Origin of the sequence: Microbacterium sp. (assembly GCF_041909575.1) — a bacterium.
Taxonomy (GTDB): Bacteria; Actinomycetota; Actinomycetes; order Actinomycetales; family Microbacteriaceae; genus Microbacterium.
Genome location: NZ_JAYRDE010000022.1, coordinates 1 through 19,272 on the forward strand (window position 1 = coordinate 1; position 19,272 = coordinate 19,272).

The 19,272-nt window shown below is 71.2% G+C and carries 17 protein-coding genes; 3 read left to right on the forward strand and 14 right to left on the reverse strand.

Annotated elements, in window-relative coordinates:
- Positions 1 to 111: 111 nt before the first annotated feature.
- From ACE3O1_RS05160 to ACE3O1_RS05170, 3 genes are all read right to left on the reverse strand, one after another.
- On the reverse strand, positions 112 to 675 hold the full coding sequence (locus tag ACE3O1_RS05160; RefSeq protein ID WP_374313121.1) for a YceI family protein: 564 nt from the start codon (positions 673 to 675) through the stop codon (positions 112 to 114).
- Positions 676 to 904: 229 nt separating this feature from the next.
- Positions 905 to 1,273 carry an FKBP-type peptidyl-prolyl cis-trans isomerase gene (locus ACE3O1_RS05165; protein ID WP_374313123.1) on the reverse strand — a complete coding sequence of 123 codons (369 nt, stop codon included), beginning with the start codon at positions 1,271 to 1,273 and terminating at the stop codon, positions 905 to 907.
- Positions 1,274 to 1,435: 162 nt separating this feature from the next.
- Positions 1,436 to 2,647 (reverse strand): PrsW family glutamic-type intramembrane protease, encoded by a 1,212-nt coding sequence (locus tag ACE3O1_RS05170; protein ID WP_374313125.1) that lies wholly within the window; start codon positions 2,645 to 2,647, stop codon positions 1,436 to 1,438.
- A 63-nt stretch (positions 2,648 to 2,710) separates the two neighbouring features.
- Here ACE3O1_RS05170 and ACE3O1_RS05175 point away from each other — a divergent pair, with 63 nt between their 5' ends.
- Positions 2,711 to 3,574: a fumarylacetoacetate hydrolase family protein gene (locus ACE3O1_RS05175; protein ID WP_374313126.1), complete on the forward strand. Its 864-nt coding sequence runs from the start codon at positions 2,711 to 2,713 to the stop codon at positions 3,572 to 3,574.
- A 56-nt stretch (positions 3,575 to 3,630) separates the two neighbouring features.
- Here the strand turns inward: ACE3O1_RS05175 and ACE3O1_RS05180 are convergent, their stop codons facing one another.
- The 5 genes from ACE3O1_RS05180 to ACE3O1_RS05200 form a co-directional block, all read right to left on the reverse strand.
- Positions 3,631 to 4,104: a DUF4190 domain-containing protein gene (locus ACE3O1_RS05180; RefSeq protein ID WP_374313128.1), complete on the reverse strand. Its 474-nt coding sequence runs from the start codon at positions 4,102 to 4,104 to the stop codon at positions 3,631 to 3,633.
- Positions 4,105 to 4,191: 87 nt separating this feature from the next.
- Entirely contained in the window at positions 4,192 to 5,667 is a 1,476-nt protein-coding gene (locus ACE3O1_RS05185; RefSeq protein WP_374313130.1) for an aspartate ammonia-lyase, read from the reverse strand.
- A 116-nt stretch (positions 5,668 to 5,783) separates the two neighbouring features.
- Positions 5,784 to 6,755 carry a phosphodiesterase gene (locus ACE3O1_RS05190; RefSeq protein ID WP_374313132.1) on the reverse strand — a complete coding sequence of 324 codons (972 nt, stop codon included), beginning with the start codon at positions 6,753 to 6,755 and terminating at the stop codon, positions 5,784 to 5,786.
- A 41-nt stretch (positions 6,756 to 6,796) separates the two neighbouring features.
- Complete coding sequence (locus ACE3O1_RS05195) at positions 6,797 to 7,129, reverse strand: peptidase (RefSeq protein ID WP_374313134.1); 333 nt, start codon at positions 7,127 to 7,129, stop codon at positions 6,797 to 6,799.
- The gene (locus tag ACE3O1_RS05200; protein WP_374313136.1) at positions 7,126 to 8,415 is read right to left on the reverse strand and encodes an anion permease; all 1,290 of its coding nucleotides are present in this window, start codon (positions 8,413 to 8,415) and stop codon (positions 7,126 to 7,128) included. The genes ACE3O1_RS05195 and ACE3O1_RS05200 overlap by 4 nt, the downstream gene beginning before the upstream one ends.
- Positions 8,416 to 8,605: 190 nt before the next feature.
- Here ACE3O1_RS05200 and ACE3O1_RS05205 point away from each other — a divergent pair, with 190 nt between their 5' ends.
- On the forward strand, positions 8,606 to 10,726 hold the full coding sequence (locus ACE3O1_RS05205; protein ID WP_374313138.1) for a S9 family peptidase: 2,121 nt from the start codon (positions 8,606 to 8,608) through the stop codon (positions 10,724 to 10,726).
- A 70-nt stretch (positions 10,727 to 10,796) separates the two neighbouring features.
- Here the strand turns inward: ACE3O1_RS05205 and ACE3O1_RS05210 are convergent, their stop codons facing one another.
- The 6 genes from ACE3O1_RS05210 to coaBC form a co-directional block, all read right to left on the reverse strand.
- On the reverse strand, positions 10,797 to 11,801 hold the full coding sequence (locus tag ACE3O1_RS05210; protein ID WP_374313139.1) for a hypothetical protein: 1,005 nt from the start codon (positions 11,799 to 11,801) through the stop codon (positions 10,797 to 10,799).
- A 233-nt stretch (positions 11,802 to 12,034) separates the two neighbouring features.
- Entirely contained in the window at positions 12,035 to 13,063 is a 1,029-nt protein-coding gene (locus ACE3O1_RS05215; RefSeq protein WP_374313141.1) for an ATP-dependent 6-phosphofructokinase, read from the reverse strand.
- A gap of 105 nt (positions 13,064 to 13,168) precedes the next feature.
- On the reverse strand, positions 13,169 to 15,325 hold the full coding sequence (locus ACE3O1_RS05220) for a DEAD/DEAH box helicase (protein WP_374313143.1): 2,157 nt from the start codon (positions 15,323 to 15,325) through the stop codon (positions 13,169 to 13,171).
- Between the two features lie 203 nt (positions 15,326 to 15,528).
- Positions 15,529 to 16,173, reverse strand: a complete 645-nt coding sequence (locus ACE3O1_RS05225; protein WP_374313145.1) for a hypothetical protein — start codon at positions 16,171 to 16,173, stop codon at positions 15,529 to 15,531.
- Between the two features lie 83 nt (positions 16,174 to 16,256).
- Positions 16,257 to 17,153: a glycerophosphodiester phosphodiesterase gene (locus ACE3O1_RS05230; RefSeq protein ID WP_374313147.1), complete on the reverse strand. Its 897-nt coding sequence runs from the start codon at positions 17,151 to 17,153 to the stop codon at positions 16,257 to 16,259.
- Between the two features lie 78 nt (positions 17,154 to 17,231).
- Positions 17,232 to 18,461 carry a bifunctional phosphopantothenoylcysteine decarboxylase/phosphopantothenate--cysteine ligase CoaBC gene (gene coaBC, locus ACE3O1_RS05235; RefSeq protein ID WP_374313149.1) on the reverse strand — a complete coding sequence of 410 codons (1,230 nt, stop codon included), beginning with the start codon at positions 18,459 to 18,461 and terminating at the stop codon, positions 17,232 to 17,234.
- A 48-nt stretch (positions 18,462 to 18,509) separates the two neighbouring features.
- On the opposite strand from coaBC, the gene ACE3O1_RS05240 reads away from it, so the two are divergent.
- Positions 18,510 to 19,226 carry an NRDE family protein gene (locus ACE3O1_RS05240; protein WP_374313151.1) on the forward strand — a complete coding sequence of 239 codons (717 nt, stop codon included), beginning with the start codon at positions 18,510 to 18,512 and terminating at the stop codon, positions 19,224 to 19,226.
- Positions 19,227 to 19,272 lie beyond the last annotated feature (46 nt).

The window sequence follows — 19,272 nt, forward strand, 5'->3', positions numbered from 1 at the left end:
TCGTCTTCCTCGGCATCCGGCTGGCGCCGGACCGCCTGCGTCCGCGCCGCCGAAACGACGCAGGGGCGGCTGCCGCGGCATCCGCCCCCTCCCCGACCGGTGTCGAACGCGTCAGTCCTGCTGCAGAGCGCCCTGCAGGTCGAGCGTGATCGTGATGTCCTTGCCGACGAGCACGCCGCCCGTCTCGAGCGCGGCGTTCCAGGTGAGGCCGAAGTCCTCGCGGTTCACGACCGTCTTGGCGGTCGCGCCGGCCTTGTAGTTGCCCCACGGGTCGGTGCCGAAGCCGCCGAACTCGAAGTCGAAGGTGACCGGCTTGGTGACGCCGCGGATCGTGAGATCGCCGTCGACGAGGAAGTCGCCGTCCTCGATGCGCGTGCGCGTGGAGACGAACTCCATCGTGGGGTGGTTCTCGACGTCGAAGAAGTCGGCCGAGCGCAGGTGGTTGTCGCGGCCCTCGTCCTTCGTGTCCACCGAGGACACGTCGACGCTCGCCTCGACGGTGGCCTCGAGCGGGTTCTCGGGGGCGACGAGCGTCGCGCTCTTCATCCCGAACGTGCCGCGCACCTTCGAGATCATCATGTGCCGGACGCTGAACGTCACCTCGCTGTGCGCGGGGTCGAGCACCCAGGTGCCCGCCTTGTAGCCGGGAACGTCGATCGTCGTGGAGTCGGTCATGGTCTTCCTTCGTCTGGGGAGTGCCGCGGAGCCGCGCGCACCTCCACTCCAACAGCGGGCGGTGCGGGTTCTATTCCCGTGAATGCAAACGTCGGTGTCGGCGGCTGATCCGCCCCTCATCGGCTCGATCGGTCAGCCGACACGGCACAGCTGAGCCGACGCCCTCGGAGACGAGAAGAGGGGCGGATGCCGCAGCATCCGCCCCTCTGGAACCGTGAACGGGAGCCGGTCAGCCCACCGCGATGAGGTCGATGATGAAGACCAGCGTCTTGCCGCCGAGGAAGTGACCGCCGGCGGGGCCGTAGGCGAGGTGCGGCGGGATGACGAGCTCTCGGCGGCCGCCCTCCTTCATTCCGGGGATGCCGTCCTGCCAGCCCTGGATGAGGCCGCGCAGCGGGAACTGGATGCTCTCGCCGCGGTTCCACGAGGAGTCGAACTCCTCGCCGGACTCGTACTCGACGCCGGCGTAGTGCACGGTCACGGTGTCGCCGGGCTTCGCCTCGGCGCCGTCGCCCACGATGATGTCGCGGATCACGAGCTCGGTCGGGGCCGGGCCCTCGGGGGCGTCGAACTCGGGCTTGGTGCGGTCGTCAGTCATGATTCCATCCAACCGGAGCGGGTCGCCCGGGTCAACGTGACAAGACTCAGCGCTCGGTGTCGCGGCGATGCCTGCGAAACAACCGAGCGCTGAGTTGACCTGCTGACAGGATGCCGGGGCGGGCGCGAGGGTGTCAAGACCCCGGCGGACGCACCACCCGCCCTACGGAGCGAACAGTGCCGCGCGCGCAGACACCGCTCGCTGCAGGAGCACCCGCTCGTCCTCGGCGGCGTTCGGATCGCGTCCGGTGATCGCGCGCTGACGGGCGGCGGCCAGGGACGTGGCATCCGCGATGAAGCCCTTCATCAGCGCCGTCCGGTCTCCGCGCAGCGTCGCCGCCCACTTCAGGCCCGCTCGGCGGCCCGCGCCGGTCGCGAGCATGTCGGCCTCCTGCGCCGTGAACCAGCCGGCGTCGGCGTACTCGCCGAGGCGGCGGCGCGTGAGCCGCGACTCCTCCCGGCGCAGCGCGATGATGCCCAGGATGAAGCCCACGAAGAGCGGCACCTGCAGGGTGAGATAGAGACCCCAGAAATCGCCGAGGACGGCGGAGGCGTTCCAGATCGCGTGCAGGATCGTCGCGCCGATCATGCCGACGATCCACGGTCCGAGCGCGCGACCCGCGTGGGCGCCCCGGCGCGCCGCCAGTCCCAGAGCGAACCCCGTGACGCTCGTGAACATGACGTGCGCGAAGGGCGAGAGGATGCCGCGCATGAAGAAGGTCACGGTCGTGTCGGCGGCGCCGCCCTCGAGGAAGCTGATCGCGAAGTACTGGATGTTCTCGGTGAACGCGAACCCGGCGCCCACAAGGGCGCCGTAGACGATCCCGTCCACCGGCCCGTCGAAGGCTCTCCGGCCCACGAGGAAGATGATGTAGACCCCCAGGCCCTTGCCGAACTCCTCCACGATCGGCGCCTGGATGATGGCCGAGACCGCTTCGGCCTCGGGCGTCGTCGCGGAGCCGAGGACCATGCTCAGCAGCAGGTCGACGCCGAGCGCGATGCCGACCGCGGCGATCGCGCCCCACGCCACCGCGAAGATCACCAGGCTGCGGGGCTCGGGCTCCCAGCGGTCCACGATCCGCACCGCGAGCATCACGCCCGCGAGCGGGATCAGCGCGAGCACCATCCCGATGAGGGATGCCGCCGGGCCGATCGCGTTGAGGAAGTAGCCGACGAGCGCGATGAGGACGACCACCAGGATGCCCGCGATCCACACCGGCGCCGTGCGGCCACGGCGTGCCGGCACGGGCATCGCGGCCGGTGAGACCGTCGCGGCGGGGATGAGGGCGGGGGCGGCATGCCGCGGCTGCGCCAGAGCGGACGGGAAGGCGGGAGGAACCAGCGATGGCCGGGGGTCGCCCTGCGCGTGCGTCATGCGCTCAGCCTATGACCGGCGGACGCCTCCGACGGCGACGCCCACGGCCGGTAGGTTGGAGGCATGCGCTTCGCCCATGTGATCCGGCCTGGCCAGGGCGACCCCCGCCTCGTTCTCGTTGAGGGCGAAGACGCCGTGTTCGTCGACGAGCTCTTCGAGGGCGCGCCGAGCCGGCTGGAGCAGCTCATCGCCGGCGGCGACGAGCTGCTCGCCCGGGTCCGCGCGTCAGCGGACGGCGGGACGCGGCATCCGCTCGCCGGCCACCGGTTCGCCTCCGCGCTGCTGGAGCCTCCCGTCATCCTCGCGATCGGCCTGAACTACGCGGCCCACTCCAGCGAGCTCGGGCTCAAGACGGACTCGACCCCGACGGTGTTCGCCCTCTGGCCGAACTCCCTCACCGCCCACGACGCGACGACGACCTGGCCGCGCTGGCTGAGCGAGTCGGTCGACTACGAGGCGGAGCTCGGCGTGATCATCGGCGCACCGGCCCGCGACGTGACGCCCGAGGACGCCCTCGATCACGTGTGGGGCTACACCGTGGTCAACGACATCACCGCGCGCGACATCCAGTACTCCGAGGCGCAGTGGTCGCGCTGCAAGTCCTTCGACGGCTTCACCCCGACAGGGCCCTTCGTCGTGACGCGCGACGAGGTGCCCGATCCGCAGGACCTGCACATCTGGACGGTGCTCGACGGCCACACGATGCAGGATGCCTCGACCGGCCAGATGGTGCGGCCCGTGGCCACGCTCATCTCGCACTTGTCGAAGTCGGCCACTCTTCTTCCCGGAACGCTCATCTCGACCGGCTCCCCCGGCGGCGCCGGGTACTCGCGCGATCCGCAGGTGTTCCTGCGCGACCGGTCGACGGTCACCGTCGGGATCGACGGCATCGGCGAGCTCACGACCCACTGCCGCATCGTCGGCTGACGAACGGACGACGGCGGCACCCCCGGAGGGATGCCGCCGTCGTGGCGTCAGTTCGCTCAGCGGTTGGCGTTCGAGCAGTCCACGGTCAGGCCGCGCACCTCGACGGTCCCCTCGAAGCCGACGGCCTGACAGGCCTGCACGACTTCGGAGGAATACGTGATGAGCGGGATCACGACCGCGAAGAAGAGGATCGCGCCGAGCACCATCAGCACGACGCTGATGATGACGGCCGCCACCGCCCAGCCGTTCTTCGCGCCGGCCTTGCGGCTCTGCACGAGGGCGATGATCCCGAGGATCAGGGCGATGAGCTGAACGAAGAACGACAGGATGAACGCGATGATGCCCATCGTCCGCCCGGGCACCGGCGCGTCGGCCGGCGGGGCGTAGGACGGCGGCGGCGCCGACGCGTACTGGGGGGCGCCGCCGTACTGCGGCTGCGCCTGGGGCGCGCCGGTCGGCGGCTGGCCGTAGGCCGGTGGTGCCGGCGGGACGCTCGACGGCGGATCGTTGGGATTCTGCGGATCGGTCATGCCATTCCTCTCGCGTGGGGCTGTGCACGACCGTAGCGGGCCGCGGCGGGACCAGGCAATCACCCGGCCCGCGCGGCGCGTCGCGGCTCAGATCTGCGGATCGTCGACAGGCGTGTCCTCGGCGGGCACGACGACCGGGATCGCGGCCGTGATGGCCTCCAGACCCGACAGGCGCGCGGGCGAGAGCTGCTTGGTGACCTCATCGCGTGACATCAGTCCCGCCTCGACGACGAGGTCGGCCACGTTGCGGCCCGTGAGGAGGGCGGTCTTGGCGAGCGCGGCAGCGGCGGCGTAGCCGATGAACGGGGTGAGGGCGGTGATCACGCCGACGGAGGCCCCGACCATCGCGCCGAGCCGCTCGCGGTTGGCCGTGATCCCCTCGACGCAGTTCACGCGGAGGGTGTGCATGCCGCGGCGCATCCAGGTGATCGACTGGAAGATCGAGTGGGCGATCACCGGCTCGAAGGCGTTGAGCTGCAGCTGACCGCCCTCGACGGCCATCGTGACCGTGAGATCGGCGCCGGCGACGGCGAACGCGACCTGGTTCACGACCTCGGGGATGACCGGGTTCACCTTGCCGGGCATGATGCTCGATCCCGCCTGGCGGGCCGGCAGGTTGATCTCGCCGAGCCCCGCCTGCGGGCCCGACGACAGCAGTCGCAGGTCGTTGCAGATCTTCGAGAGCTTGATGGCGTTGCGCTTGAGCGACGACGAGAACGACATGAAGGCGCCGGTGTCGCTGGTCGACTCGACGAGGTCGGTGGCCAGGTCCAGGTCGAGCCCCGTGATCTCTCGCAGGTGGGCGAGGACCGACTTGCCGTAGTCGGGGTGGGTCGTGATGCCCGTGCCGATCGCCGTCGCCCCCATGTTGATCTCGTAGAGCAGATAGGCGTTCTCGTTGAGGCGGCTGTAGTCCTCGCCGAGCGTCGTGGCGAAGCCGTGGAACTCCTGGCCGAGCGTCATCGGCACGGCGTCCTGCAGCTGGGTGCGCCCGACCTTCAGCACGTCGTGGAACTCGACCGCCTTGGCGAGGAACGCCCGGCGCAGCAGATCGAGCTCCTCCAGCAGGGTGCGAAGGTCGAGCCCCAGGCCCACCTTGATCGCCGTCGGATACACGTCGTTCGTGGACTGGCTGCGGTTCGTGTGGTCGATCGGAGACAGGAACGCGTAGTCGCCCTTCTCGCGGCCGGCGAGCTCGAGCGCGATGTTGGTGATGACCTCGTTCGCGTTCATGTTCGTCGACGTCCCGGCGCCGCCCTGGATGACCCCGACGACGAACTGGTCGTGGTACTGCCCGTCGATCACGAGCTGGGCGGCGCGATCGATGAGGTCGGCCTTCTGCGCACTCAGCACGCCGATGTCGCGGTTGGCACGGGCCGAGGCCTGCTTGACCATCGCGAGCGCACGGACGAGGTCCTTGTAGACCGAGATGGGCCGCTTCGAGATCGGGAAGTTCTCCAGGGCCCGGGCGGTGTGGATGCCCCAGTAGGCGTCGGCGGGGATCTCGAGCGATCCGAGGGAGTCGGTTTCAGTGCGGGTGCGCGTCATTGCGTCCAGGGCCATGGTGGGTTCCTCGTGGGTCGGTCACGGCGGTGTGGGATGCCTCAACCCTACGCGGGGAGCGCTGCACGCACCGGTGTACGCCCGGTACAGCGGCTCCGCGGCCCTGTACAGCGCGTCTATCGCGGAGGCTTGCGCGAGAAGGCCTCGAGCCGCTCCGCCGGCGTGAGGCGCGACATCCGCTGCACCCACTCCGCCGAGAAGAAGTCGCCCGTCGGCGCATCCACGACGGGCACGACGGCGTGGGTGATCGTGTCGTCGTAGACGTGCACGAGATGGAACGACTGGCCGGCGTCCATGCCGTTCACCTCGACCGCCGGGCGGGCGAGGTTCATCGTGTAGCAGGTCGCCGCCGCGACGCTGACGGGCACCCCCGCGAAGGTGCCGCTGGTCGAGTAGTGGAGGTGGCCCGCCAGGATCGCCCGCACGTCGGTCCCGGCGATCACGTCGGCGAGGCGGCCCTGGTCGCGCAGCTCGAGGATGTCGAAGAGCGGCACGTGGGACGGCAGCGGGGGGTGGTGCAGCGCGAGCAGGGTGCCCAGGGGCGCCGGCGCCGAGAGCACGCCGGCCAGCCACTCGAGCTGTGCGGCGTCGAGGTCGCCGTGATGCCAGCCCGGCACGGTCGAGTCGAGCGCGACGACGCGCAGGCCGTCGAGGTCCCACACGCCCGTCACGGGCTCCTCGGTCGGCGGGAGGCCGAGCAGGTCGCGACGCAGCGCGGGGCGCTCGTCGTGATTGCCCGCGACCCAGACGACCGGCGCGTCCAGGCGCGCGGCGACGGGCTCGACGGCCTCGCGCAGCAGCGCGTAGGCCTCGGGCTCCCCGAGATCGGTGAGGTCGCCGGTGAACACGATGGCGTCGGGGCGGATGCCGGTCGCCTCGGCCGCCTCGAGGGTGCGGCGCAGGTTCGCCGCCGTGTCGAATCTGCCGGCGAGCGGACGATTGGCGGCGAGGAGGTGGGTGTCGCTGAGATGCAGGATCGTGCGCCGGGCGGGCGGGTACTGACCGAAGGAGACGGATGCCGCCTCCCCCGCGCGTGCGGACGGCGAGGGCGTCGGGCCGACGGCGTCAGAGGAAGGCGTGGCGACCATGCCCACAGCCTACGGCCGGCCACCGACCGGCGACGGCGGGCTCAGTGGTTGAAGACGATGAGCAGCAGGCCGGCGAGCACCGCCGCCCCCGCGACGCCGAACGAGAGATACGCGCCGACGAGCGCCACCCGCTTCTGCGCGTCGGTGAGAGGGCTCTTCTTGGCGGCCTTCGCGGCCGCCTTCTCGGCGCGGCGCGCCTCCTTCTCGGAGATCACCGTGATCGCGTCGGTGAACTCGGCCGGCGCGACGACGGGAGCCCGGCCGGCGCGTACGAGCAGCCGCAGGCCGGTCGCGTAGGCGGTGACGACGATCGTCGCGGAGATGAACGCCGCGAGGAAGACCTGCACGAACGCGAGCCAGTTGATCACGATCATGCGGCGCCTCCGTCCTTCGGGCCGCCCGCAGATCGCTCGGCGGACTTCGCCCTCTGCGCCGCCGCCTCGCTGGCGGTCACGCGGCGCGCCTCCTCGCGCGCGAGCGAGCGCTGGCGGCGCGTGGGCGGCGGATTGCGCTTCACCTTCACGGCCTTGCCCGAATCGGCGACCTCGCTCATCGCGTTCGCGGCATTGACCTCGTCGCGGCGTGAGCGCCAGAACAGCCCCAGGATGATCACGACGGCGATCACCGCGTCGATCAGGATGCCCCAGAAGCCGAACCACACGACCAGCAGAGCGGCGAGCGCGCCGACGCCGCCGGCTGCCGGGAGCGTGAGGAGCCAGCCGACCATGATCCGGCCGGCCGTGCGCCAGCGGACCGTGGCGCCGCGGCGCCCCAGACCCGAGCCGATCACCGACCCCGACGCCACCTGCGTCGTCGACAGGGCGAAGCCCAGCGCGCTCGAGGCCAGGATCGTCGACGCCGTCGAGCTCTCCGCAGCGAAGCCCTGCGCGGGCTTCACCTCGGTCAGGCCCTTGCCGAGGGTGCGGATGATGCGCCACCCGCCCATGTATGTGCCGAGGGCGATCGTCACGGCGCACGCGACGATGACCCACAGCTGAGGCTCGTCGCTGGTCTGCAGGCCGACGGTGATGAGGAGCAGCGTGATGACGCCCATCGTCTTCTGGGCGTCGTTCGTGCCGTGTGCGAGGGCGACGAGCGAGGACGTGAAGATCTGCCCGACGCGGAAGCCGTCGCGGCCGTCGGGCTTGCTGTCGTAGCGGCGCGTGATGGCGTAGGCCACCTTGGTGGCAGTGAAGGCGATGATGCCCGCCGTGAGCGGAGCGATGACGGCCGGGAGGATCACCTTGGAGACGACGACGCTGAAGTTCACGGCCGAGGCGCCGACGCCGACGATCGTGGCGCCGATGAGGCCGCCGAACAGTGCGTGCGAGGAGCTCGACGGGAGGCCCAGGAGCCACGTGATCATGTTCCACGTGATCGCGCCTATCAGCCCGGCGAAGATCACCGCCGGGAGGATCGCGGAGGAGATGTCGCCCTCGTTGATGATCCCGCCGGAGATCGTCTTGGCGACCTCGGTCGACAGGAAGGCGCCGACCAGGTTGAGCACGGCGGCGAGGAGCACCGCCACCTTGGGCTTGAGCGCGCCGGTCGCGATGGGCGTCGCCATCGCGTTCGCGGTGTCGTGGAACCCGTTGGTGAAGTCGAAGAACAGCGCCAGTGCGATCGTCAGCACGACGACGATGAGGGTTGCGGTTTCCACCGTTCGCTTTCCGTAAGGGGATGTGGAGAGAGTGCCGACGGGATCGGCGTGACGAACGAACAGTTCACCGTGAGTTCAGGAACCGGCAACCGGCCAGAAAGAATCCTTACACCGCCCAGCCCCGCGGTCAACTCGGAGGGGGCTGTGGAACCGGCGTCCGCGCACGCCGCGGCGCGGCTAGCGTGGGAGGGTGACCGTTCACGACGCCTCCGCCGCAGCATCCGCCCCCGTCGCCGCCCCTCGCCCCGTCATCCGCAGCCACCACGGCGACGATGTCGAGGACCGCTACGAGTGGTTCCGCGAGAAGGAGGACGCCGCCGTCCTCGCCCACCTCGAGGCCGAGAACGCCTACACCCAGCAGCGGACCGCCCACCTCGACGGGCTGCGCGCCGAGATCTTCGACGAGATCAAGGGGCGCACGCTCGAGACCGACCTCTCGGTCCCCACGCGCCGCGGCGACTGGTGGTACTACGGCCGCACGCTCGAGGGGAAGCAGTACGGCATCCAGTGCCGCGCACCGCTCGCCTCGCCCGACGACTGGACGCCGCCGGACCTCTCCCCCGACGTCGACGTCCCGGGCGAGCAGATCCTGCTCGACGGGAACGTCGAGGCCGAGGGGCACGAGTTCTTCTCGCTCGGCAGCTTCGAGATCTCCACCGACGGCACCCTCATGCTCTACGGCGTCGACGTCGCCGGCGACGAGCGCTACACGGTCCGGGTGCGCGATGTCGTGACCGGCGAGCAGCTCCCCGACGAGATCCCCGACACGTTCGCCGGCGCGACGTTCTCGCCCGACGGCCGCTTCATCGTCTACACCACCGTGGACGACGCCTGGCGACCCGACACCGTGTGGCTGCACGAGCTGGGAACCCCCGTCAGCAGCGATGCGAAGCTCTTCCACGAGCCCGACGAGCGGTACTGGGTCGGGGCGGGCTTCACCCGCAGCGACCGCTTCCTCATGATCGAGGTCGGGTCGTCCATCACCTCCGAGGAGTGGCTGGTGGATGCCGGCGACCTGCGCGCCGAGCCTCGCGTCGTGTGGCCGAGGGAAGAGGGGGTCGAGTACGAGTCGTCCCACGCCGTGATCGACGGCGAGGACGTGCTCTTCGTGCTCCACAACGACGGCGCCCTGGACTTCGAGCTCGTGCGGGTCGCGGCATCCGACCCCACCGGCGAGCGCACGGTCGTCATCCCCCACCGTGCCGGTCACCGGCTGCTGGGCGTGTCGACGTTCCGCGACTGGGGCGTGGTGGGCTATCGCCGCGACGGTCTCCCTCGGCTGGGGCTGCTCGACTACGCGACCGGCGCGGTGGACGAGCTCGAGTTCGACGAGCCGCTCTACTCCGTCGGGTCCGGAGGCAACCCCGAGTGGGCGCCGCCGCTGCTGCGCATCGGGTACGGCTCGTTCACGACGCCGGGCACGGTCTACGACTACTCCATCGCCAGCGGCGAGCTGCTGCTGCGCAAGCGTCAGCCCGTGCTGGGAGGGTACGACCCCGCGGACTACGCGCAGGCTCGCGTCTGGGCCACCGCCCAGGACGGCACGCAGGTCCCGATCTCGCTGGTGTGGAAGCGCTCGTTCGGCGAGGCGGGATCCGAGCCGCGGCCGCTGCACCTGTACGGGTACGGATCGTACGAGCACTCGATCGAGCCGGGGTTCTCCGTGCCGCGGCTCTCGGAGCTCGACCGCGGCGTGATCTTCGCGGTCGCGCACGTCCGCGGCGGCGGCGAGATGGGCCGGCAGTGGTACGAGGACGGCAAGCTCCAGCGCAAGCGCAATACGTTCACGGACTTCGTCGACTGCGCCCGGCACCTCGTGGACTCCGGCTACACCACGCCCGACCGGATGGTGGCCGAGGGCGGCTCGGCCGGCGGCCTGCTGATGGGCGCGGTGGCCAACCTCGCGCCGGAGCTGTTCGCGGGCATCCTGGCCGACGTTCCCTTCGTGGACGCGCTCACCACGATCCTCGACCCGTCGCTCCCCCTCACCGTGATCGAGTGGGACGAGTGGGGCGATCCCCTGCACAACCCCGACGTGTACGCCTACATGAAGTCCTACTCGCCCTACGAGAACGTGCGGACGGATGCCTCGTACCCCCGCATCCTCGCCGTCACGTCCCTCAACGACACCCGCGTGCTGTACGTCGAGCCGGCGAAGTGGGTCGCGCGCCTGCGCGAGGTCGGCGCCGACGCGCTGCTCAAGTGCGAGATGGTGGCCGGTCACGGCGGCGTCTCGGGCCGGTACAACGCCTGGCGCGAGCGGGCGTTCGAGTTGGCCTGGCTGCTCGACGTGCTCGGCGTCGCCGACTGAGGCCGACCCGGCGGCGCGCCCCGTGCCGAGGCATCCGCCCGCCCTCCTGCCGCCCGCCCGTATCGCCGAGTCACCGGATCCGCGTCGAGATGCCGGGCATGGTCCCGGGATTCGCCGCAGATCCGGTGATTCGGGATGCCGGGAGGGATCGCGCGTTCGTGCCGATCGTCGCGAGCATCGCGGCCTGCACGGGCCGCACTCGGCGAAGGCCGGCCCCGGCGAGCTTGCGGTCGAGCGGGGCGACCCGCATCGTGTCCGCCCAGTCCCACCGCCCGAACCCCTTCACCTGACGACGCAACCGGTCCTCGCGCCTCTTCTCGGCGATCAGCTTCGCCCTGGATGCTTCGACGTCGCTCGCGTCGTACTTCCCGTAGCCGTCGGACTCGCCGATCACGCGCCCGGACCGCCAGAAGAAGTCGACCCGGTCTGTGAAGCCCTCTGCACTGAACTCGACCTGCAGCTCGGGGTGCTCGTAGCCGAGCCACTCGATGACCGCGCGGCTCACCGATTCGCCGACCGATTCCGCTCTCGTGGTCGCCCTATCACCCACCCAGTCGAGCTGGCGGACGCCGCGGCGACTCACCTGCGAACGACCGAGCGCGCCGAAGTCGAGGAGCGCGCCCGTGGTGCGCACGGCCGCGTCGGCGACGGCGAGTGCGAACGCCGGTGGGAGGACTCGACAGAGATCGAGTGCCGTATCGACGACCGAGGTCACCCCCAGGCCCTCGAAGACCTGGACGGCGCGGGGCTGACGGGACGCGTGGACCACGACATCCCCTTCACGCCCCGCGTGCATCCCCGCGGCCAGCAGGTGCACGTCGAGCGGCTCGCCGAACACCGGAAGGCCGCGCAGAGCAGCCGCTGACTCCAGGCAGAAGGTCGGCGCGCTCCAGGTCCGAGCGACGGCGTGGACGCGGACGAGGTATCGCGTCCACGGCGGGAGCGGCATCCACTCCGCTGCCCGCACGTACACCCCAGCACGGACCCGCACCAGTTCGCGTTGCCGGTCGAGGCGCCGCACAACCGACGGCTGTTCGCGGACGAGATAGAGCGGGATGGGCGATTGTTCGATCACGCCTCCACGCTCGCCGAGCGCACCCCCGCCTGCCGGTCAGGAGGCGGCATCCGTGGAGACGTCGCTCCCAGCGTCTCCTTGGGAGGAGCCGCTGTCCGTGCGGTGCACCGAGACCCGGGATCGCGGCCGAAACCGTGGGCGACGCCCGGTATCTCGGCCAGAATCCAGTGATTCGGCGGGCGGATCCCGCGACGCGCCGCGGACGGATGCCTCGGCCGAGGCATCCGCCGGGCTCAGCCGAAGAGGGCTGCGGCCTCTTCGTAGCGGTTGAGGGGGACGGGGTTGAGCTCGCCCAGGGCCTCCTCGAACGGCACGCGCACGATGTCGGTGCCGCGCATCGCCACCATCTGCCCCCACGAGCCGTCGACGACGGCGTCGGCCGCGTGCAGGCCCAGGCGCGTCGCGAGGACGCGGTCGAAGCCCGAGGGCGAGCCGCCGCGCTGGATGTGGCCGAGGACCGTCGAGCGGGTCTCGATGCCGGTGATCCGCTCGATCTCAGGTGCGAGCACCTCGCTGATGCCTCCGAGGCGCGGACGGTTGAAGGCATCCAGCCCCTTGTCGGAGAACGCCTCGTCCTGGCCCTTGAGCTTGAAGCCCTCCGACACGACGATGAGCGGCGCACGGCCGCGGTCGTGGGCACGCGAGACCAGGTCGCAGATTTCATCGATCGACATCGGCACCTCGGGGATGCAGATCGCGTGCGCTCCCGCCGCCATCCCGGCGTGCAGGGCGATCCATCCGACGTGGCGCCCCATGACCTCGGCCACCATGCAGCGCTGGTGCGAGTCGCCGGTGGTGCGCAGGCGGTCCATCGCGTCGGTGGCGATGTTGACGGCCGTGTCGAAGCCGAACGAGTAGTCCGTCGCACGCAGGTCGTTGTCGATGGTCTTCGGCACCCCGAGGACATTGATGCCGTCGTTCGCCAGCCGGTTCGCCGCAGCCAGGGTGCCTTCGCCGCCGATGGCGATGATCCCGTCGATGCGGTGACCGTACATGGTCTTGGCGATGTTCTCGGCCCCGCCGCGGGGTCCCTCGTAGGGGTTGGTGCGCGAGGTGCCGAGGATCGTGCCCCCGACCTTCGACAGCCCCTTCACCTCGTGGCGCGTGAGCGGGAAGAAGTCGCCGTCCACCACCCCGCGCCAGCCGTCGCGGATGCCGACGAACTCCAGGTCGTACGAGGTCGTCCCCTTGAGCACGACCCCGCGGATGACCGCGTTGAGTCCGGGGCAGTCGCCGCCGCTGGTCAGGATGCCGATCTTCATAGCTGTGGTCCTCGCTGTCGGGTGAAGAGGGTCGGCGACGCTGCCTCACCCGACATTAGTGCCCGGATGCCGCGGCCTGCCACACGAGCGGACCCTCGCCGCGGCTCACGCCGCGCCGAGCGCCCGACGCGTCAGGTGCATGAGCGCCGACAGCTGCACGGAGTCGCTCGACTGCGGGTCGACGGCCTCGCCGTCGAGCGCGCGGGCGGCCAGCCCCTGCTTGGAGTCGATGAGCTCGGCGATCTTGGTGTCGATCGTGTGCGCCGCGATGATGCGCCACGCGGTCACCGGCTCGTCCTGGCCGATGCGGTGCACGCGGTCGATCGCCTGCGTCTGCTCGGCGGCGGTCCACGACAGCTCGGCCAGCACGACGTTGGAGGCGGCCTGCATGTTGAGGCCGACACCGGCCGCCGTCAGCGAGCAGACCGCGATCCCCACGCCGGCGTCGTTGTTGAAGTCGTCGATCGCCTGCTGGCGGGCGGGCGTGGTCTGGTCGCCGCGGATGGAGACCGTGCGCAGCCCGGCGCCCGCGAAGTGCGCCTCGGCGGCGTCCATGACGTCGATGTGCTTGGCGAAGAACACGACCTTGCCGACCGAGCGCTGCAGCTGCACGGCGTAGTCCGCCGCCAGGAGCGCCTTGGCCTGACCGATCTTGCGCACCATCGTGAACACGTTCTCGGAGCCCGTGCCCGCGGCCTTGGACTCGTCGAGCTCGTTCTGGGCGACCAGTCGCACGATGTCGTCGTCGACCTCGCCGGGCGCGAGGCCGCGGTCTCCGCGCGCCTCGATGATCCGGCGGTAGCGGGCTGCGAGCCGTTCGCCGAGCTCTCGCTCGGCCTGGCGGATCGAGCGGCCGAACTCGTCGTCCAGCTCCACCGGCAGGTCGGCGATGAGCTTGTCGGGCAGGTCGGCCGCGACATCCTTCTTCTTGCGCCGCACGATCCCCATGGAGATCACCGCGTCGCGCGCCTCGGGGTAGAACGCCTTGTCGGCGGGCGTGAGGCCGGTGTCGTCGAGCTTCTCCATCAGCGCCGGCCCGGGCTTCTCGCCCGTCGTCCAGCCGAGGAAGCGCCAGATCGCGTCGAAGTCCTCGACGTCGTTGATGAGCGGGGTACCGGTGAGCGCCAGCAGCAGCGGGTTGCGCACCTTCTCCCGGATGCGGGCCGCCAGCGCGAGGACGTTCTGCGAGCGCTGCGACGAGAGGTTCTTGATGAAGTGCGCCTCGTCGACGACCATGCCCTTGAGCCCGAGGTCTCCCAGCCACGACAGATGCCGGTCGAGGATCTCGTAGTTGACGATGAAGACGTCGGCGAACGCGTCGATGCCCTCGCCGTCGCCGTGGATGACGGTTGCGCGGCGGTGCGGCGTCCAGCGCTCGACCTCGCGTGCCCAGTTCATCTTGACGACGTTGGGCACCACGGCAAGGAGCGGGTAGGCACCGGCGACGGATGCTGCGAGCACCGACTCCGCGGTCTTCCCCAGGCCCGGCTCATCCGCCAGGAGGAACGTGCGGTGACCGTCGCGCACGGCCTCGAGGAATCGCGACTGGTGCGGCATGACCTCGAGCCCCTTGGGCGAGAGGCGGTCGAACTCGGGGACCGGGGGAAGGTCCATCGTCGCCGACCCGCCGCCCGCGCCGGTCTCGAAGGCCTTGTAGAGCGGGCCCATGAGCTCCCAGCCGTCCAGACGACGGCGGGGCGTCTCCTTCGGTGCGCGCAGGCTCAGGTCGGGAGCGAGGAACGGGTTCGATTCGCGGCGCGCCTCGACCTGCGGCGGCACGACCTGGCGCTCGGCGAGCGCCGCCGGAACGACCGGAGCCGAGGAGGGCGCGACGTCGGTGATGATGAGCTCGTCGGGCGGGAGCTCCGCGCCCGACTCGAGCAGCCAGTCGCGGCGCATGCGGCGCGCGACGGGCGAGGTGGCCTGGTCGACCTCGAGCAGCTGGATGAGCGAGGTGTCCCGCGCCGCGGTCTTGGCGAGGATCGTCGCGACGCCGTCGAGACGCTTGAGCAGCTCGGCGCGAGCGGCATCCGTCACCGAGGCGTCGCCCTTCACGCGGGCGCGCTCCTCGCGCACCAGGAAGGCGATGACCTGGAACTTGACGCGGTTCGTCGGCCCGAGCTTTCCTCGCTGGGCCTTCGCCTCCACCTCGCGCACCTTGCGCGCGAGGATCGGGATGATGGGCGCCTCGTCGTCGCGGCGCGAGGACGAGGACTTCCGACGTCGCTGAGCCGACGTCTGGGCGGGTGCCGTGGGCGGCATGCTTCTCCTGAGCGTGAATGCCGGCAGAGCCGGCGAATGATCGGTGTGGATACCGAAACTGCTGCGGTGCTCCCGCGGGCGGCGCGGACGCCGTCGCGAACGCGGGACGGGTGCTCTCACCGGCGGCCACGGGCACTCGCTTCAGCGAGCTGTGACGTCGACGACGGATTCCCCTGGCGCCCAGTCTAGCGGAACGGGGGCCGTCAGCCCCAGATCGTGCCGACGATGTCTTCGGTGTAGCCCTCCGGGTCGAAGTTGATCCAGGATGTCGACACCCAGCCGCCTCCGCCGAGGTAGTGCGTCTCGCCGGACGTGTACGGCTCGTCGTCGAGGGTGATCCCCTTCTGCTCGAACGCGCAGAGCGTGCCCTCGCCGAGCGGTTCGCAGGCGAAGCCGGAGTCGGCCAGCTCCTGCCCGATCGACTCCGCCTGCGCCTCGTCGACCGCGGTGACGTTCGTCGCGAGCCCGTACTCGCCGGGTCCTCCCCACGAGCAGCGGAGCGTCGCGGGGGCGGCGTCGATGATCTGCACGAGGTCGACGTTCTGGGTCGCGAGCATCGTCACGCCCGGGTCGTTGAGCGGCGGGTTGTCGGCCTCGAGGGCGTCGAGCATGGCCGCCGAATAGATGTCGTCGCAGGCGGCGGGGACCTCGAACTGCGCACCGGGCAGCTGCGTCTCGATGGGGGTCGGCGACGACCCGGTCGGTCGCGGTTCGATCGAGGACGTGGGATCGGGCGACGCTCCCGGCCCCGGCTCGGGGCGGCAGCCCACCGCGAGCGCGGCGGCGACGGCCAGTACGGCGACGGCAGCCGCCGACCTCATCGCGATCCGGCGTCGATCGTGCAGCATCGGCTCCTCCGTGCTCGTGGGACGTACCGACACTACGGCGCGCTCCCGACGCCGGCCGCCGGACGCGCCGGGCGCGGGCGGCGTCAGTCGTCCGCGTACGCCGACTGCCACTCCGACAGCAGCCGGGGATCGTCGGTCACGATGCCGTCCACGCCGAGGGCCGTGACCGCGTCCCACTGGGTGTCGTCGTTGAGGGTGTAGACGACGACACGCCCGCCCGCGGCGTGGATCTCGTCGACGACCTCGGGGCGCTCGAGCACGGCTTTGCGTGAGACGACGATCCCGCGCACGCCCGCCTGCTCGGCCGCCGTCACGACGTCCCGCGGCAGGTGCTTCAGGATGAGCAGGCGCGAGACCACCTCGGACTCGGCGGCGCACAGCGCGAGCGTCCGGGCGTCGAAGCTCGCCAGGGCCACGCTGCGCTCGAGGCTCCGCGCGGAGATCTCCGCCACCGCCCCCGCGACGGCGTTCTGGTCCCACGTGCCCTTGAGCTCGACGATCGCGCGGCCCCCGAGGTGGGCGAGCAGATCGAGGAACTCGGCGAGCGTCGGCACCTGCGTTCCGGCATACGCGGGATCGAACCACGACCCGGCGTCGAGCGCGCGCACCTCGGCGAGCGTCAGCTCGGCGATCGGCCCGGCGCCGTCGGTGGTGCGGTCCACTCTCCGGTCGTGCATCAGCACGGCGTGGCCGTCGGCCGTCAGCGCGACGTCCACCTCGACGTAGCCGAACCCGCCCTGAAGGGCCGCCGAGATGGCGGGCAGCGTGTTCTCGGGTGCGGCGGCGCCGCCGCCGCGGTGGCTGGCGATGAAGGCCGCGTCACCGGGCGTGCGCGGGTCGCCCATCAGCTCGGTTGCGCTCACCCGAGCGGGACTGGCGCCGAGGAACGCGATCACGACACTCGCCACGGCGAGCACGCAGACGACGAGCAGGGCGTGGGTCCGGTCGCGAGCGCGATCGGATGCCGCGGCTGGGGGCATCGGGCATGTCCTCCGGGGTCGTGCCCCGCGTCTCCTTCGACGCGGTGCGCCCACTCTACATGCGCCGTTACCGTTCCGTTACTTGTTTTTCGAGCGGATGCCGAGCACGGCATCCCAGAGGGCATCGGCCACGTCCCGCTTGCTGCCGGCGGCGGTTCCGACGACGTCGCCGGACGCCTCGAGCAGCGTCACCTCGTTGCGGTCCGCCTCGAAGCCCTGCGACCACCCGACCTGGTTCACGGCGAGCAGGTCCGCGCCTTTGCGCGCAGCCTTGCGCCGCCCGCGGTCGAGGAGCGACTCCCCGTCCTGGGGAGTCTCGGCCGCGAACCCGACCACGATCCTTCCGTCGACGCGGTCGCGGACGAGGCCGGCCAGGATGTCGTCGTTTTCGACCAGGTGCAGCGTGATGCCCGGCCCCGCCGCGGCATCCTTCGACAGCTTCGCGTCCGACACCTCGGCGACGCGGTAGTCGGCCACCGCGGCAGCCATCACCACGACGTCCGCGCCGGTCGCTGCGCTGGCGACGGCGGCTGCGAGCTCGGCGGCCGTGCCGGCGCGCTCGACGCTCACGCGCGGATGGGCGGATGCCTCGGCCAGCACCCCTTCGTCGACGTGGGCCGCGACCAGCACGACGTCGGCGCCGCGGTCCGCGGCCGCCAGCGCGACGGCGATCCCCTGCTTGCCGCTCGACCGGTTGCCGATGAAGCGCACCGGGTCGATCGGCTCGCGCGTCCCCCCGGCCGACACGACGACGCGCAGGCCCGCCAGGTCTTCGCGCCCGCCCGCGCCGGCCACCGACAGCGCGGCGGCGACGATCTCCTCGGGCTCCGACATCCGTCCCGGCCCGCTGTCGCCTCCGGTGAGCGCGCCGTCGTCCGGGCCGACCACGACGACGCCGCGCTCGCGCAGGGTGGCCACGTTGTGCGCGGTCGCTGGGTGGCGCCACATCTCGGTGTGCATCGCCGGCGCCACGACGACCGGGGCCGTGGTCGCGAGTAGGGTCGTTCCCAGGAGATCGTCCGCCAGCCCGGTCGCCATCTTCGCCAGCGTGTTCGCGGTCGCGGGCGCCACGATCACGAGATCGGCCGACTGGCCGAGCGCGACGTGACGCACGCGGGCCACGTCCTCGTGGACGGAGGTCGTGACGGGGTTGCGGCTGATCGCCTCCCAGGTCGGAAGGCCGACGAAGCGCACGGCGTCCGCCGTCGGCACGACGTGCACCTCATGCCCCTCCTTCACGAGGAGGCGCACCAGGTGCACCGTCTTGTAGGCGGCGATCCCGCCCGAGACTCCCACGACGACGAACACCCTCCGATCTTGGCACGACCGGGATCGCGGCAGGCAGGAGAGAGCCCGATGTGCACCGTGGTCATCCGCGTGCCCGAGTCGCCCGACGACGCGACGCGCCTCCTCGCGATCCGTGACGAGGACCCCGAGCGTCCCTGGAACCCCCTCGGCCCGTGGTGGCCCGAGGCTCATGACGGCGTCGTCGGCGTGCGCGACGTGCGAGCAGGCGGCGCATGGCTGGCGGCCGATCCGGGGTCACGCCGGCTCGCGGTGCTGCTCAATCGAGCGGATGCCTCGTCCCGCCCCGAATCCGAGCTCGTCTCCCGCGGCGGCATCGTGCTCGACGCCGTTGCGGGCCGCTCCCCCGCGGGCGAACCGCCCACGCACGGCTTCAACCTCGTGGAGGTCGATTCCTTCGGCGCGCGGGTGCTCACGTGGGATGGCGAGAACCTGCGCACCACCGAGCTCGCGCCCGGCACGCACATGATCGCCCACGACGACGTGGACGACGCCGGCACCCCGCGGATCGCCCGGTGGCTGGGCGACTTCCGTGCCGCCCAGCCCACCGCCGATCGGGCGTGGTGGATGCCGTGGGTCGAGGTGCTGCGCCGCTCGGCCGAGCTCGAGCCGACGGACGACCGGGCCATCATCCGCGACAACCGTCCGCACGGCTATCCGACGCTGTCGCTGCTGGCCTGCGTCGCCTCGGTCTCGGCGGACGGCGTCGACGTGCACTACGGCGAGCTCGCCGAGCCCGGCCACTGGGGCGGACTACACCTCGCCTGAGCAGCCGGCACTCGGAGAATCGCCCGGATCTCGGAGGATCGTGGGC